Annotated in this window: 17 protein-coding genes and 1 pseudogene; 13 read left to right on the top strand and 5 right to left on the bottom strand. The window is 62.6% G+C overall.

Features of this window, described 5'->3' with window-relative positions:
* Nucleotides 1-12: 12 nt before the first annotated feature.
* The 3 genes from ACYQ1P_RS00090 to ACYQ1P_RS00080 form a co-directional block, all read right to left on the bottom strand.
* Nucleotides 13-2,148, bottom strand: a complete 2,136-nt coding sequence (locus ACYQ1P_RS00090; protein WP_460018345.1) for an SUMF1/EgtB/PvdO family nonheme iron enzyme — start codon at nucleotides 2,146-2,148, stop codon at nucleotides 13-15.
* Between the two features lie 72 nt (nucleotides 2,149-2,220).
* Complete coding sequence (locus tag ACYQ1P_RS00085) at nucleotides 2,221-3,060, bottom strand: lytic transglycosylase domain-containing protein (protein WP_460018344.1); 840 nt, start codon at nucleotides 3,058-3,060, stop codon at nucleotides 2,221-2,223.
* A 13-nt stretch (nucleotides 3,061-3,073) separates the two neighbouring features.
* Entirely contained in the window at nucleotides 3,074-3,493 is a 420-nt protein-coding gene (locus ACYQ1P_RS00080; protein ID WP_460018343.1) for a hypothetical protein, read from the bottom strand.
* A gap of 97 nt (nucleotides 3,494-3,590) precedes the next feature.
* On the opposite strand from ACYQ1P_RS00080, the gene ACYQ1P_RS00075 reads away from it, so the two are divergent.
* The 3 genes from ACYQ1P_RS00075 to ACYQ1P_RS00065 all read left to right on the top strand — a co-directional run bounded on the left by ACYQ1P_RS00075 (nucleotide 3,591) and on the right by ACYQ1P_RS00065 (nucleotide 4,746).
* On the top strand, nucleotides 3,591-4,253 hold the full coding sequence (locus ACYQ1P_RS00075; RefSeq protein WP_460018342.1) for a transcriptional regulator domain-containing protein: 663 nt from the start codon (nucleotides 3,591-3,593) through the stop codon (nucleotides 4,251-4,253).
* A 29-nt stretch (nucleotides 4,254-4,282) separates the two neighbouring features.
* The gene (locus ACYQ1P_RS00070) at nucleotides 4,283-4,423 is read left to right on the top strand and encodes a DNA -binding domain-containing protein (RefSeq protein WP_460020108.1); all 141 of its coding nucleotides are present in this window, start codon (nucleotides 4,283-4,285) and stop codon (nucleotides 4,421-4,423) included.
* Nucleotides 4,424-4,536: 113 nt separating this feature from the next.
* Entirely contained in the window at nucleotides 4,537-4,746 is a 210-nt protein-coding gene (locus ACYQ1P_RS00065) for a helix-turn-helix transcriptional regulator (RefSeq protein WP_460018341.1), read from the top strand.
* A 183-nt stretch (nucleotides 4,747-4,929) separates the two neighbouring features.
* Here ACYQ1P_RS00065 and ACYQ1P_RS00060 read toward each other — a convergent pair.
* Nucleotides 4,930-5,875 (bottom strand): IS630 family transposase gene (locus ACYQ1P_RS00060; RefSeq protein WP_460018340.1). Its coding sequence is split into 2 segments (ribosomal slippage): nucleotides 4,930-5,535 and nucleotides 5,537-5,875, totalling 945 coding nucleotides; the frame shifts between segments, so codons are not numbered across the junction.
* Nucleotides 5,876-6,240: 365 nt separating this feature from the next.
* Here ACYQ1P_RS00060 and ACYQ1P_RS00055 point away from each other — a divergent pair.
* The 7 genes from ACYQ1P_RS00055 to ACYQ1P_RS00025 are packed head-to-tail and all read left to right on the top strand — an operon-like array spanning nucleotide 6,241 to nucleotide 11,771.
* Nucleotides 6,241-6,663: a hypothetical protein gene (locus ACYQ1P_RS00055; RefSeq protein ID WP_460018339.1), complete on the top strand. Its 423-nt coding sequence runs from the start codon at nucleotides 6,241-6,243 to the stop codon at nucleotides 6,661-6,663.
* A complete protein-coding gene (locus tag ACYQ1P_RS00050) occupies nucleotides 6,664-7,404 on the top strand; it encodes a P-loop NTPase family protein (protein ID WP_460018338.1) in 741 nt (246 codons plus the stop codon).
* Nucleotides 7,404-7,847 carry a hypothetical protein gene (locus tag ACYQ1P_RS00045; protein ID WP_460018337.1) on the top strand — a complete coding sequence of 148 codons (444 nt, stop codon included), beginning with the start codon at nucleotides 7,404-7,406 and terminating at the stop codon, nucleotides 7,845-7,847. Before ACYQ1P_RS00050 ends, ACYQ1P_RS00045 begins: the two co-directional genes overlap by 1 nt.
* A gap of 12 nt (nucleotides 7,848-7,859) precedes the next feature.
* On the top strand, nucleotides 7,860-8,165 hold the full coding sequence (locus tag ACYQ1P_RS00040) for a TrbC/VirB2 family protein (protein WP_460018336.1): 306 nt from the start codon (nucleotides 7,860-7,862) through the stop codon (nucleotides 8,163-8,165).
* Nucleotides 8,162-8,458: a hypothetical protein gene (locus ACYQ1P_RS00035; RefSeq protein ID WP_460018335.1), complete on the top strand. Its 297-nt coding sequence runs from the start codon at nucleotides 8,162-8,164 to the stop codon at nucleotides 8,456-8,458. Before ACYQ1P_RS00040 ends, ACYQ1P_RS00035 begins: the two co-directional genes overlap by 4 nt.
* On the top strand, nucleotides 8,458-10,839 hold the full coding sequence (locus tag ACYQ1P_RS00030) for a VirB4 family type IV secretion system protein (protein WP_460018334.1): 2,382 nt from the start codon (nucleotides 8,458-8,460) through the stop codon (nucleotides 10,837-10,839). Before ACYQ1P_RS00035 ends, ACYQ1P_RS00030 begins: the two co-directional genes overlap by 1 nt.
* Nucleotides 10,821-11,771: a hypothetical protein gene (locus ACYQ1P_RS00025; RefSeq protein ID WP_460018333.1), complete on the top strand. Its 951-nt coding sequence runs from the start codon at nucleotides 10,821-10,823 to the stop codon at nucleotides 11,769-11,771. Before ACYQ1P_RS00030 ends, ACYQ1P_RS00025 begins: the two co-directional genes overlap by 19 nt.
* An 8-nt stretch (nucleotides 11,772-11,779) precedes the next feature.
* Here the strand turns inward: ACYQ1P_RS00025 and ACYQ1P_RS00020 are convergent, their stop codons facing one another.
* On the bottom strand, nucleotides 11,780-12,145 hold the full coding sequence (locus ACYQ1P_RS00020) for a hypothetical protein (protein ID WP_460018332.1): 366 nt from the start codon (nucleotides 12,143-12,145) through the stop codon (nucleotides 11,780-11,782).
* 26 nt (nucleotides 12,146-12,171) lie between these two features.
* Between ACYQ1P_RS00020 and ACYQ1P_RS00015 the strand changes: the two genes are divergently transcribed.
* The 3 genes and pseudogenes from ACYQ1P_RS00015 to ACYQ1P_RS00005 form a co-directional block, all read left to right on the top strand.
* Complete coding sequence (locus ACYQ1P_RS00015; RefSeq protein WP_460018331.1) at nucleotides 12,172-13,275, top strand: TrbL/VirB6 family protein; 1,104 nt, start codon at nucleotides 12,172-12,174, stop codon at nucleotides 13,273-13,275.
* Between the two features lie 14 nt (nucleotides 13,276-13,289).
* Entirely contained in the window at nucleotides 13,290-13,475 is a 186-nt protein-coding gene (locus ACYQ1P_RS00010; RefSeq protein WP_460018330.1) for a hypothetical protein, read from the top strand.
* Nucleotides 13,463-13,673 (top strand): annotated as a pseudogene (locus ACYQ1P_RS00005) (hypothetical protein); the annotation flags it as partial. The gene ACYQ1P_RS00010 and the pseudogene ACYQ1P_RS00005, both read left to right, overlap by 13 nt.

Below are 13,673 nucleotides of genomic sequence, written 5' to 3'. Positions count from 1 at the left end.
AGGCATGCATGCCTAAAGCGTCCGGGCAAGGCGGAACCCCAGATAGCTGTTACGGTAGCCTGGAGGGTTCCCGCTGCGATAGGCCGAGCGGAGGCCCCTCGGACCGCTGTACCAGGACCCGCCGCGATCGACGCGATAGCAGGAATTATTTCCTCCTCTGGCGCTGCCGTCGGCCGGGGTATTGGCGTAGCTGTCTTTGCAATCCTGTACCCATTCCCAAACATTGCCATGCATGTCGTAAACGCCAAAGGGGTTGGCCCGGAAACTTCCCACCGGAGCCGTCTCCTTGTTATCCCAGCGGCTGCCACAGTCGGCGCAGTTGGCATTGCCCGATCCGGCGCTGTTGCCCCAACTGTACGTCGTCGTCGTCCCGGCGCGGGCCACATATTCCCATTCAGACTCGCTCAATAGCCGATAGCGCTGGCCCGTCTTGCGGTTCAGCTTCTCGATGAACGTCTGAGCGTCTTCCCAGGACACCTTCTCCACCGGACGATTGCTGCCCTTGAAATAGCTCGGGTTGCTTCCCATCACCGCCTGCCATTCGGCCTGGGTCACCTCGTACTTCCCGACCGCGAACTGATACCCAATGTTCACCCGGTGCACCGGCTTCTCGTCACCATCCCCGCCGTTGGAGCCCATCTGGAATGATCCGGACGGGATGACCACCATCTCCGGGCCGCAGAACACCCCCGACGGCACCGACTGCCCCGCCGTCGCCACCAGCGCGTTCTCGCAGTCCCGGAACGTGTTGCCCGGCGACAGATTCCCCGTGCGGACCGGGGCGGCAGGACCTATGGGGGCAATGGGGAGCGGCTCCCGCTCGCCCAACAGACTGCCATAGACATACCCGGCTTCCCCATTGGCCAAGGCCACCCGGTACCATGTCGCCCCGGAGACCTCCGTCCTGCCCGTCACCCCCACCGGACGACCGGCATCCAGCAAACCCAGCTTGTCCGATGTCGCACTCGGCTCAGACCTAACGTTCGCCGTCTTTACCGCATACAACGTCTCGTCCATCACCTGAACTCGATAACTCGGGCGCGGCGCTGGCTGCGGCTCCGGCGGCAGGGAGGCTACCTGTTGCGGCTTGTACTGCGCCGCCCGGCTGCGGGCTAGAGCCGCAAAAGAACCGTTGGGATACTGGCTCAAATAAGCCTCATAGTCAGAAGCCTGCTTGCTCGACTGGATCGACTGCCAGAACATCATTTCCGGCGTCATGCTATTGGTCACTTGCTTTGCCGATGTCGCAGGAGCCGATTTCCCCGCACCGGGCAGGGCGAACACGAAGTCCCCCTTGTCCAGCAGCGGATCGCGCAGTTTTCCGTATTGCGGGGTCTGGCTGCGCCGGGTGTAGTTGGTCACCGTGGTTTCCAGGAACTGCCCCAGTTCCGCCCCGGTCACATAGCCGTCGTTGTCCAAGTCGCCTTCACCCTCCAGCGCCGCAACGAACTGACTGCGGAAAACGCTGCGGTCCGGCACCTTCTGATCCGCCGTGCCCGAAGTGATGAACTGGCGCACCGGTTGCCCGGTCTTCATCTGGATGGCATCGGGGATGGCCCGGGTGGCCTCGAACACCGATCCGGAAAAGCAGCTATCGAACACGAACAGCGCGTGCTTGCTCTCGATATTGCGGGCGTAGGTCTCAATGACCTGCATGGACAGCGCCTTGTTCTTGAAGCCGATCTTGTCAAGCCGGGGATTGGGCGCGTCCAGGCCAACCAGATAGCCCATCTGGCCGCCATAACCCAGCTTCATGGAATGGCCGTGTCCGGCAAAATAGAACAACAGGCGGTTGGCTGGATTTTGGCCATGGCGGCTGACAAAATTGCGGAAAGCCCTGTCGAGCCCATCGCGGTCCGGGTCCATAACCACGGTCACATCAAAACCCTGCTTCTCCAGCGCTGTCCTGACCGCCGGGATGTCTTCCTTCACACCGCGCAAACGCGGCCAGCCGTTATTGTAGTCCGATACCCCGATCAGCAGGGCATGGCTTTCGGCGTAAAGGGCCACGGTATCGCCACCGCGTTCCTTGACCTCAACGCTGAGGCCGCGCGTCTTGGCATCGGCACCGGCGGATGCAAGCATCACCCCGGCCAGCAAAAGCGCCGCCGCAAGGGATCCTGTCCGCGATTTGGTGAACTGTTTCATCCCCGTCCCCCGTCTTGATGGGCGGGCAACCATAACCCACCCATCTCAAAAGTTGAACTGCCTTTTACCCTCTCAGCCGAACCGGGGACCGACCCGGGGGGCGGATTTATGATCGGGGGCCTCGTTGATCCGATTCAGAATGCCACGCCGGAAGTCCTGGATCTTTTGGCGCAGTTGTTCCGAGGGGCGGGTCGTATCCGATACCGGCGTCCAGGTATTGGTGGACGGGGGCTCCCACACGTCGCGGAACGGCTCAGCTTCGGGCAGGCGGGCGCCCTTGGGGTCCTTCAGCCAGCGGTCGGCGGTTTTCAGGTAATCCCGCCAATTGCGCTCAATGCCCGGCTCTTCGAACAGCCAGTAGGGAGCAGGGGACGAAGCGACCGCATCGGCAGGCGGCATGGTGCCGGCGTCCGCGACCAGGGTTGCCGCCGTGCGGTCCCGCTCAAACCGCCGGGCCCAGGCCATCACGTCGGCCACATAGCGCCGGGTATAGTCGTGCGGGCGGCCGTCTTTCAAGGTGCCGCCATTGTAATGGGACAGGGCGGCATCCCAGCGGTTGCCATACTGACGATAGAGCCGTTCCAGGTAGGTCACGCCGAGCCGGATATTGGTCCGCGCATCCCACAGACTGTCAGCCGAAACCTGGAATTCGCCCCGTGCCGTCGCCGGCATGATCTGCATGACGCCCCGGGCACCCACCCGACTTTCCGCCCGAGCATCAAACCCGGACTCCACCTTGGCCACGCCAAGGGCCAGAGACGGGGGCACCGTCCCGTTATGCAGCGCCTCCTCGACCACCAACTGCTGAATTTCGGCTTTATCCGGAACCGTGGCAGCGGCAGTACCGATCCCCAGGAACAGAGCCCCGAGGCCAGACAAAATGAAAAGACGCAATTTTCTTGGATGTAACATGACGGGTCCTCCGTTAGCGGGACAGATGCGCCAGGCGCGCCTGCCATTCAGGGCTCAGGGTGGAAAGGGTAATGCTATCAACCGCAAGATCGGACTGGGCCTGCAAAGCCTCGGCCATGGACAGGCCAGGGGCGACGGCCAGGATGACCGGCTTGTTACGGGCCAGCGCACCAGGATCCAACGGTAACAGATCCGGCGTGAAATACCGGTTGTCGTGAAAGATAAGGATGGTGGTGTCGTCGGGCGCTTGTGTGGTCTTGGCGTCCTGTTGCGGAGGCGCCAGAACCGCGCCCTCAAAGGCGGACTTCGAGGGCGCCGCCTGTTCCGGGCTCACCCCCATGGAGACCATTGCCAGAATCATGATGCAGAAAAATCCCATGGCCAGGGCCAGGGCGATCTCGGTCATGGCATTCTGCGCGTGTGTGTTGTCCATTGTCGCTCCTCTCGGCGTTCCATACGCTCGGTCTGCAACGAGCAATGAGAGGATCGGGCGGCGAATTCGAGTGGACAATTCTGCGGAGCCTAAAAAATTGACTGCCGTTATCCCAAAAGTAGAACCATTTTTAATAAATGCGATGTCATGGTGTTTGTCTGATTTGGCAATCATAGAGGTTACCATGATGTCTCAAACACTCTCCGACCCGCTCCTGGCCTGGGAATTCCTGCGTCGGAATCCGGCTTATCGACGCGAATGTGGGCAGGCCCTGTCCGGTCCGCCGGTCAGAACTGACCCTGGCAGATTCCCGATCCGCCAACAGACCGAACGGGATCGGGTTGCCGCAAAATGGGGCCTGCATGTTTATGAGCATGCCAATGTGGACGGTGGTGCCACTATGCCGTTTTGGAACATTGGTCCAACCTTGGAGGCCCATATCGTAGAGAACGACGCCACGCCGTTTATGCCGACGCTTTTTCGGTCGTCGGCACGACTGTCCGGCCTGTCGTTGCTTGATGGAGGTTTCCTGTTGCGGATCGGGCAAGGCCTGACGGAAGTCCAACTCCGTTTTGCCCGGAAGTTTGATCCAGACGCAAGGTTCGGCGTCGTTCTTCGTTTGCCGTTGGGCCCCTCAATACCCGGGTTGCTCGCCGCCGCCCATGACCTTTGGTGTCTCGCCGACGGCGGTTGTGTCAAAAAAGCCGTGTTCGCGGTCCGGCGAATCCTTCAGATCTCCTGCTTGCCCTTGATGGCTTGAGCGTCAATAAATCCCACAGACAAATTGCCATGGACCTGTTCGGAGCGGCGACAGTCGCTGCCGATTGGGATGCAGGGAGTTGGGTCCGCAGCCGGGTACGACGTCGGATCCAAAAGGCAATGCATCTGCGAGATGGGGGTTATCGCTCCTTGTTGATGGGGGAGTCTTGAACCGATGGTCTGGGGCTCTGGAGGGCGGTCGATTCAATGGGGGCCATATTCGACCGTACCCGAGAAGTCATGCTCGGTCTTGAATCGTCCTGAACCACCAGGAGGAATGAGAGATGAGCCAGACGGATACCCGATATCTGAACACCAAACAAGCGGCCGCATATGTCGGATTGAGCATCTGTACGTTGAACCGTATGCGGGTCACCGGCGAAGGACCCCGCTATGCCAAGGCGGGACGCCGGGTGGTCTATGACCGTCTTGATCTGGAAGCCTGGATCGACGACCACAAGCGCAACTTCACCGGACAAACCGTTTCGACTTGATGTCCTCCAACGCGGCGCGCTTGGATCGCCGGATCGTCCGACCAACCATCGTCATAGCGTTCCACCGAAGCAGTTGAGTAGGGAGTGACGCCGCTCTGTATTCTCGACTTCGGCATCGGCTTTTTGGACCTTCATCGGCCAGAGCCGATGCCCGTGCGGCCTCGAAATTAGAGCGGGATGAATTTAGGTTGGTCCATATCCGGCGTTTCTGACGAGGTTGGCGCATTCCTGCGGCGGGAAGGCATCGAGTAGCCTTCCGATGGCCTCGCAGAGCGCATCGACGGTGCGCGCGGCCTCCTTGCGCAGCAGATGCTTGAGTTTGGCAAAGACCTGCTCGATGGGGTTCAGGTCGGGGGAGTATTTCGGCAGGAAGAACAGCTTGGCACCCGCGCCTCGGATGAGGCGGCGGATGGCTTCGCCCTTGTGGCTGCCGAGATTGTCCATGACCACGATATCGCCGGGCTTGAGGGTGGGGATGAGCACCTTCTCGACATAGACCCGGAAGCGTTCGCCATTGATCGGCCCGTCGAGAACCCAGGGCGCCTCAATGCGGTCGTGGCGGAGCGCGGCGAGGAAGGTCATGGTTTTCCAGTGGCCATACGGCACCTTGGCGTCGAGCCTTTGGCCGACCGGCGCCCATCCCCGGAGCGGCGCCATGTTGGTCTTGGTCCAGGTTTCGTCGATGAAGACTAGGCGATCAATGGCCACCCGGTCCTGATACGCCTTCCACTGTTCACGCTTACGCGCCACGTCGGGCCGATCCTGTTCCCTGGGAAGGACGCTTTTTTTTGAAACTCAGTTTTTCGGCATGCACGAATTCCCAGACGCTGCGGTAGTCGACCATCACCTTGCGCTCGGCCAGTTCCGCCACCAACCCACGCAACGTGAAGTCCTTCTCCTTGCACCGCTGGATAAGCCAATCACGGTGTTCTCCTCGGATTGTCTTCGGCCGGTTCCCTCCCATCTTGTCGGGCGCAACACTGCCCGTCTCGCGGAAACGGGTCACCCAGCGGATGACCGAACTGACACCAACGGCAAACCGCGCCGCGGCCTGGTGCCGAGAGAGGCCGCCTTCCTCAACGGCGGCGACCACACGCTCGCGGAGATCGTTCGAATAGGGTTTCGTCATCCATACTGGCCTCCTTTTCCAGCCAGTATGTTGAATCAGAATTGCGAGACTTTGGGAATCCCCTTTCGATTCACTCCGGCTTCATCCCGCTCTAGGGCGCAAGCAAACCGATTCGCCGCAATTTTTTTCCCGAAGCCATCTCCCCTTGGGGTGGCCTGGGCCGATTCATCGGGCCCCTCTCAAAAAATAATCCTCTGGGCGGGAATTGCCACAACGGATCAGGCATGATCTTGGGTGATCTGTAGTGATATAAGCCATTGTTATTAAACAAAATATAAGTTTGACAGGCATGGTGAGCAGCCTTTTCATGGGTATCTCTTCGCCCGGAAAGGAGAACCAGTGTGCGGTCAAAACGCGGCTCATGCTTGATCGAAGATCGTCAGAAGGATCTGTCTGACGCCCCGTTGTGTTGGGGCGAGGGCAAACAGGAGGTCTCGGCACTTCGAGAGCAGATCCTGGCCCTTATGTGCCAAGGTTTGCCGGTCAAAAGGATTCACGAGCAACTGACAGCGAGCGGGAAGATCCGTCTGGCCCGGTCGCCCTTCTACCGCCACGTCAACACCCTGCGCAGCGAAGCGGCGCGGGAGGAGGCCGGTCAGGCCGTACCCGTGCGCACTGCTCCTCTTGCCCGCCCTCACAAGAACGTTCCCGCGACGACGGCCCCGACGGTTCCTCCGGTCGGGCTGCCGTCGCGTGTGACCTTCAATCCGCAAGCCACGCCGGACCTGATCGCCAGGATCTGGGATGGCGACACGGGGGAACCCAACGAAAGCGATGGAGAAGACTGAATGGCACAGATCAACCTGATGCTCCAAGGCAAGGGCGGCGTGGGCAAGTCCTTCGTCGCCGGGCTCTTGGCCCAATACCACATGGAACGCGGCGCAGTGCCCTTGTGCTTCGACACCGATCCGGTGAACGCCACATTTGCCGGGTTCCCGGCCTATAACGTGGAACGGGTGCGGCTCGGCGAAACGGCGGACGAGGTGAACCCGCGCTGCTTCGATGGGCTGTTGGAGAAGATCGTCGAGGCCTCGGAAGAGGCCGTGGTGGTGGTGGACAACGGCGCGGCGACCTTTCTGCCCTTCGTTTCTTATGCGGCGGAGAATGCCGCCCTGGAGATCCTGACCGAGGCAGGGCACGAAGTGCGCATTCACAGCGTGCTGACCGGCGGGCAAGCCTTCGACGACACCCTGCTCGGCCTGTCGCAGGTTCTGGAGCGCTTTCCCTCGGCTCCCATCGTCGTCTGGCTGAACGAATACTTCGGGCGGGTCGAGAAGCGCAGCGGCGGCAAGACGGTCAGCTTCGAAGAATCCGGCCTCTACCGCAAGAACATGGCGCGCATCATCGCTCTGGTTCGGCTGCCGGAGCTGCGCCGCGAGACCTTCGGCTTCGATATCGAGACCATGCTGAAGGCCCGGCTCGGTTTTGCCGAAGCCATGACCAGCGGGGACTTCAACCTGATGGCCCGGCAACGGCTGCGCATGGTCTGGGGCGCGGTGCGTGAGGCCATGGACAAGGCGCAGCTCTGATGGACCTGCCCGCACCCCGAACCGAAGCGATCACACCGCCGGAGAACGCCTCCCTGGAGGAGCTGCGGGAATACCTGTGGCGCGTCCATCGGGTGACGGTCGGGGCGGACGATCCGATCCTTTTGCTGCACAGCCTGCACCGGGCCTTTCTGGCCGATACGGAGCGGCTGCTGGCGCGGCACGGGGAGGTATTGCAGGCGTCCGTGGCCACGGCGGCCCGGGGGTTCTCGGCGGAGATCCTGGGCTCCATTGAGGCGTTCCGCGACAAGGCCCTGACCGCCGGATTGGAAAACCGTCTCGAACAGATGACTGCTCAGGTCCGCCTGGCCGACCGCATCCGGGGACGGCTGCGCAGCGCCTTGTTGCTGCTGAGCGTCCTCACCCTGATCAACGTCGGCGCGGTGGCCCTGGCGTTGGCCGTTCTTCTTCACATTCTGCGATAAGGAACACGATCCATGAGCACCAACCTTTTGTTCAAATCCCTGCTCGTTCTGCTGGCCGCCGCTGCGCTGGCCGATCCGGCCCTGGCGGCGGGTTCCGCCGATTGGGTGGCCCCGGCAACCAACCTCATCGAGAGCCTGGAAAGCGGGCTGGTCAAGATGGGCTCGGCGGCGGTCGGGGTCGGGGTGATCATCGTCGGCCTGGTGGCCTGCATCACCAGCCGCATGGAATGGTCCAAGTTCGGCTATGTGGTGATCGGCGGTCTGTTGATCATGACCGGTCCGGCGGCCCTGCGCGCCCTGCTGGAGACGGCGCAATGAAGGCGCAGAGCGTCATCCTGCGGGGGGTACAGATGCCGCTGACCCAGTTCGGCGTGCCCCCGGAGATGTTCATCCTGGTTGTCACGGCGACGACCATCGCCTTCGGGGTGTTTGTCGCCGTCGATCTGATCGGTCTGGCGCTGATCGGGGCCATGGCCGTCGGGGCCGTCAGTTGGGTGCTGCCGTTCAAGGCGAACCGCACCGATCCGCACTTCGCCACCCTGCTTTTCCGGGGTCAGCGCTTCTGGCGCGGTCGCCCGCATCGGGTGTTGATCTCTGGAGCGCCCCGCTGATGTGGGGGTCGCTGCTCTTCACCGGCACCTCGGCCCTGCTGGCGGGCGGTCTGGTAGTGCCCGCTGCCCGGCGGCTGATGCTCGGCGCGGTCGATCACGACTGGCTGGCCGACGAGCTGGAGCTGGACAGCATCGAGCCGGATGGCCTGACCGTGCGGCTGAAGGACGGGGTTTTGTTCCGGGTCTTTCGTCTGCGCGGTTCCAACTTCAATGCCAAGGTGGAGACGCAGCAGGTGCAGATGCTCAAGGGTCGGGCGGCGCTGTTGCATCTGCTCGGCGAACTGGGGCTGACGATCCGACTGTTCGGGGTCAAGCGGCGACGGGAACTGAGATTCGAGGCCCGTTGGCCATCCCCGGCCCTGGCCGAGATCGGCGCGGCGGAACGGGGGCTGTTCCAGTCCTCCTATCACATCGAATGGTATCTGGTGCTGTCGGCGCGCAGTCTGCGCCCCCTGCACGAGGGGCAGGGCAAGGTGATGGCCATGGGGATGGACTATGCCCCCCGGGTGCTCGGTCTGGCCGAAGATCCGGACGCGCCCTGTGAACTGACCGGGTTCCTCAACTTTCTGGTCAGCGGCGACCTGCGCCAGGATCTGCCCGCCGTCTCCAGGGCGATCTCCGGCAACCTGCCTGCCGCCGATCTGTCCATCGACCGGCGGAGCGGCCTGATCACGGCCCGCCTGCCGTCGCGTCAACTGCATCGGGTGATTGCCGTACGCCAATGGCCGGAAGCGGTCTCCGGACGACTGGTCGGCGAACTGCTGGCTCTGCATGGGGATGTGGAGGTGGCGCAGCTCTGCGAGCCCTGGGGACGCGAGGAAGCGCTGATGCTGCTCAAGCGCAAGAAGCAGGCGCAAGAGACCGGGCTGATCGGCAATCCGGCGGTAGCGGCGGAATGCGAGGCGACCATGCAGTTGCTGGCCGAAGGTCATACGACCCTGTTCCATACCCAGTTCCAGATCATTTTGCGGGCTCCCGACGAAGCGGCCCTGGACGCTCTCACCGAGGCGGCGGGCGAACGGCTCGGCAAGCGCCGGGTGCTCTATAGCGTCGAGACCGAGGCGGCGGCGCTGTGCTGGTTCGACCGGCTGCCGCGCCGGACCTCGCGGCGACCGGGGATGAGTTCCCTGCTGCGCCCGCTGACCCTGCGCGAGGAAAACATCGCCGCCTTGTGGGCCTTTCCCCATTCGGCCACCGGCATGACCGAGGGGCCGTATGGGGCGGCACCGGTGCGCCTGTTCCGCACCCCTTCGGGGCAGGCTTATGCCCTGCAACTGCATGTCTCGGAGAAGCCGAAGTCGCGCGGCAACTATCTGGTCTTCGCGCCCACCGGCGGCGGCAAGTCCACCTTGATGATGCATATCTTGGGCGGCCTGGCGAAGTTCGAGGGGGTGCGTTCCTACATCTTCGATTCCAAGGAGGGGGCCCGGTTCATGGTCGAGGCCCTGGGCGGTGTCTATCAGGGCTATGACGACCTGGCGCTGAACCCGCTCGACGTGGGGGAGGATACGCCGACCAACCGGCATCGCATCTATTCCATCCTCAAGGCCATGGTCGCGGGAAGGGGCGAGGGGGACGACGACGACGCGGCTTTTGCCCATGCGGTGGAACTGGCCTTCACCGTGCAGCCGCCGGAACGCAGTCTCAACACCATCTATCCCTTCGCCTTCGAGAAGCAAACGGCGTTGCGCAAAGCCTTTGCCCGCTGGGTGGTGGACGAGAAAGGCAACCGGGGCCTGAACAGCCACATATTCAATGCCCCGCACGACAGTCTGGGCGGCTTCCTTGATCGCTCTCACATGGTCGGCATCAACATGAACGAGGCGCTAGACGATCCGGTGGTCGGTCCGCCGGTGGTGGCGCATATCGCCTCGGCCATCTATCGGGCGGCAGGCCATGCCAAGGGCTTCACCATCTTTATCGACGAGGCGGCGAAGCTGTTGCAGAACGACGGCTTCCGCAATCTGGCCATGGAGATGTTCCGCGAGTACCGCAAGCTCAACGGCTCGGTCGGTCTGGCCTTCCAGGACCCGGCGGCCTTGTTCAAGTCGCCGGGGGCAGACGCCTTCATCGAGAACACCTCGACCTTTTTGTTCCTGCCCAACAGTCAGGCCAGCGAAGCCTCGTTGCGCCCATTCAAGCTGAACGACGAACAGATCGCCTTCGTCTGCGGCGATGGGGAAGAGCGGCGTCCGGGCGAGCGGCGGGCCTTGGTGATCAAGCGTGACGCGGCCAGTGGCTTCGACGAGAGCGCCATCATCGACGTGGACCTGCGGCCCCTGGGCGCGGCGCTGCGCTTCTATCAGGCCGGACCGGACGCCAACCGGCGACTGGCGGCCCTTCAGGCACAATGGGGGGCGGCATGGCCGGATCATCTGTGACCCACTGGACCCTGAAGCGGGACCTGGCCTTGGTCGGTCTGCGCCGCAAGGGCAAGAGCAATCGGGAGATCGCGCGCAAGCTCAAGATCGCCCCCGCGACGGTGAGCCATCGGTTGTCCTTCCTCGGGGTGAGGGGCTGGGACGACGGCTACTTCGAGCTGCTGGTGGAATGGATCGGAGAAGTTGAACGACGGTCAAAAAAGACCCTGCCGCTGCCGCTGCTGTTGCTGCTCGCCGTCGCCGGTCCGGCGCGGGCTGAATATCCGGTCATCGACACCACCGCCATCGGCAAGCTGACCGACCAGTTGAGCAAAATGCAGCAGCAGATCGACAAGCTCACCGAGCTGTCGAAGAAGGCTCAGGAACAGCTCAACGCCCTCGGCAAGATGGGACAGATTACCCTGCCGCTGATCAATCTGGCCAAGGTCGGGCGCGACCTGCGGCAGGATGCCCAATGTCTGGTGCCCGATCTGAGCAAGCTCATGCCCTCGGTCGAGTTCGAGGACATGGACTTCACCTCCATCTGCGAGGCCGGAGACGCCTATCGGCAAACCCTATGGATTGATCCCAAGACGATCACCGCCAAACCCTGGGAGGACCAGGAAAAGGCGCGCAAGGCGGTGGAGGTGCGGCGCGACAACATGATCGTTGATGCGGCCTCCAAGGGCCTGGGTCAGGGCGACGTGGCAGCGCAAGGAGCGGAAGCCCTGAACAAGGCGGCGGGCGAACTGGAGACGGCGGCCGACGCGGCCAAGGATCAGAATGACCGGCTGGCGGTCATCGCCAAGGGGCAGGTGCTGATGGCCCGGGCCATGGCGCAACAGACGCAGATCCTGGCGCAGTTGCTGAAGGTGCAGTCGGCCTACGTGATGAAAGCCGGGGTGCCGCTGGACAGCCGTTTGGCCGGGGACGGAGAGGAGAAGGACGAATGAGCGCTCCGTCAGTCCAACATGTTGCGCCACTTGCGGGCCAAGCGGACCGTCTCGCGATCATCTTCGAAGAGCATCACTTCGACGGTGTGCAGTCCACCGATGGGCCGATTGGGGTTCTTTTGGGGCTTGGGCTTGGCCTTGGTCTCCGTCACGGGATTGTCTCCCTGGCGGGCCTGAATGAACAAGGTCAACGCAGCCACCGCCAGAATATAGGCCCCCGCGTAAAGGCTGTACTCGTCGTAGGCGAAGAACACGTACAACGCGCCAAGAACGGAGCCGATGAATCCCACAAAGAGGGCGATGGCAATCACGAAGACGACCGCTCGCAGAACAGCCGCACCCAACCAGGCCATCAACGCTCTCAAAACATCCATCGCATTTTCTCCTGGAGGATCGGGTCATGACCGGTAACTGCTTCACCTGCGAGATTGTCACCGAATACGTCAATCTGGCCAATCAGTTCACGCAGGATTTGAGTGCGGTTCTGGTCGATCCGATGCAATTGCTCTTTCTGTCGTTGGTCGGTCTGTGGGTGGTGATTCACGGTCTCAAGATGATCCTCGGGCAGGCCGATCTCGCAGCCTTTGGTAAGGAGTTCATCTTCGTATTTATAGCATGGATTTTGCTGACGGGCCAGGGTCCGGATCTTGTCAACAACATCTATCAGGCCTCTTTGTCGGTGATGGGATCGGCCGCGAGCGTCGCCCTGTCGGTCGGCGAAGCGGGGCAATCCTCGGTGCAACCGAGTGGCCTTGCGGGCATGACGGCCCTGGTGGAGAAAGCCGAGACCGGGATCATGCAGGTGCTCGGCCTGGCCGGTCAGCTGGCCCGCAAGACTTCGCTCACCAACACCCTGCCGATCTTCTATGCCATCGCGCTGGTCGTTCCGTACTTCCTGCTGCTCATCGTCTACTTCAGCCAGGTGGTGGTGTCGATCTTCCGGATCATGATGCTGGCCACCTTCAGTCCCTATCTGATGCTGGGCTTTGGCTTCGGCTGGGGGCGCGGCATGGCGGTCAGCGGCATGCGCACCTTGATCTCGTCGTTCATGGTCCTGTTTGCTTCGACCGCCGCCCTGGCCGTGGTCATGTACGGCACGACGGCGCTCAATGTCGGCGATCCGGTCACCTTCGACCAGGAAGACCTGTCGATGAACAACACGGCGTTGCTGCTGGCCATGGCCCTGGGCTGGATGGGCACTGCCTTCATGACCGAAGCCACCGGCCTCGCCAACTCCATCTCCGGATCGGCCCTCACCAACACGGCGGCAGGTGTCCTGACGGCGGGGATCGCTGGCACGGCCTTCTCCTTCGCCAAGAAGGGCCTCGTCGCCATGCCGGGCGGACCTGCGGCGATGGTTCTCGGGAAGGCGGCCAGTGGTGCCGCTCAGGCCACCGGCTGGACCGCCGGGGCCGCAAGCCATCCTATCGCGGCCTTCGAGCAGGTCTCGACCCGCGCCGCTGAAATCCTGAACCGAGTCCGCAACATCAACGCAAAGCCATGAAGGAGGCGACCGTCATGAGGAATGTTCTGCTGGTGCTTTTGCTGCTGCTCCTGGCCGTCGTTGGATTGGGCGGCTGTGCCGTCACCCCACAGGTGGAAATGCCGACCAACGAGGGTTCCGGGGCCGATGAGATGCGCCAAAGCCCCTGTGCCTGCCTGCCCCTCCAGTTTGACGGAAGAGGCTTCAAATGGATGAGCTGACCCCCCTGGACGAGAACCGGACGGTGAGCCATGCGGCGGTGTTCAGGGCCGATCCGTACAGCTTCGGGGTGGCCCATCGGCGTCTGGCCTGGCTGCTGCGCCTGAGCGTGGCGATGAACGTGGCGCTGCTGGGTGGGCTGTCGGTGACGGTCAGCGCCTTCGCCCATCTGTTGCCCTTGAAGACCACCGAGATTGCCC

The sequence above is a fragment of the Magnetospira thiophila genome (assembly GCF_054657015.1).
This window is presented reverse-complemented; position numbering and strand designations above follow the sequence as displayed.

What these genes read in the sequence shown, in the direction of transcription:
- ACYQ1P_RS00090 (WP_460018345.1), bottom strand. Translation starts at nt 2,148, where the DNA reads ATGAAACAGTTCACCAAATCGCGGACAGGATCCCTTGCGGCGGCGCTT.
- ACYQ1P_RS00085 (WP_460018344.1), bottom strand. Translation starts at nt 3,060, where the DNA reads ATGTTACATCCAAGAAAATTGCGTCTTTTCATTTTGTCTGGCCTCGGG.
- ACYQ1P_RS00080 (WP_460018343.1), bottom strand. Translation starts at nt 3,493, where the DNA reads ATGGACAACACACACGCGCAGAATGCCATGACCGAGATCGCCCTGGCC.
- ACYQ1P_RS00070 (WP_460020108.1), top strand. Translation starts at nt 4,283, where the DNA reads ATGGACCTGTTCGGAGCGGCGACAGTCGCTGCCGATTGGGATGCAGGG.
- ACYQ1P_RS00065 (WP_460018341.1), top strand. Translation starts at nt 4,537, where the DNA reads ATGAGCCAGACGGATACCCGATATCTGAACACCAAACAAGCGGCCGCA.
- ACYQ1P_RS00050 (WP_460018338.1), top strand. Translation starts at nt 6,664, where the DNA reads ATGGCACAGATCAACCTGATGCTCCAAGGCAAGGGCGGCGTGGGCAAG.
- ACYQ1P_RS00045 (WP_460018337.1), top strand. Translation starts at nt 7,404, where the DNA reads ATGGACCTGCCCGCACCCCGAACCGAAGCGATCACACCGCCGGAGAAC.
- ACYQ1P_RS00040 (WP_460018336.1), top strand. Translation starts at nt 7,860, where the DNA reads ATGAGCACCAACCTTTTGTTCAAATCCCTGCTCGTTCTGCTGGCCGCC.
- ACYQ1P_RS00035 (WP_460018335.1), top strand. Translation starts at nt 8,162, where the DNA reads ATGAAGGCGCAGAGCGTCATCCTGCGGGGGGTACAGATGCCGCTGACC.
- ACYQ1P_RS00030 (WP_460018334.1), top strand. Translation starts at nt 8,458, where the DNA reads ATGTGGGGGTCGCTGCTCTTCACCGGCACCTCGGCCCTGCTGGCGGGC.
- ACYQ1P_RS00025 (WP_460018333.1), top strand. Translation starts at nt 10,821, where the DNA reads ATGGCCGGATCATCTGTGACCCACTGGACCCTGAAGCGGGACCTGGCC.
- ACYQ1P_RS00020 (WP_460018332.1), bottom strand. Translation starts at nt 12,145, where the DNA reads ATGGATGTTTTGAGAGCGTTGATGGCCTGGTTGGGTGCGGCTGTTCTG.
- ACYQ1P_RS00015 (WP_460018331.1), top strand. Translation starts at nt 12,172, where the DNA reads ATGACCGGTAACTGCTTCACCTGCGAGATTGTCACCGAATACGTCAAT.
- ACYQ1P_RS00010 (WP_460018330.1), top strand. Translation starts at nt 13,290, where the DNA reads ATGAGGAATGTTCTGCTGGTGCTTTTGCTGCTGCTCCTGGCCGTCGTT.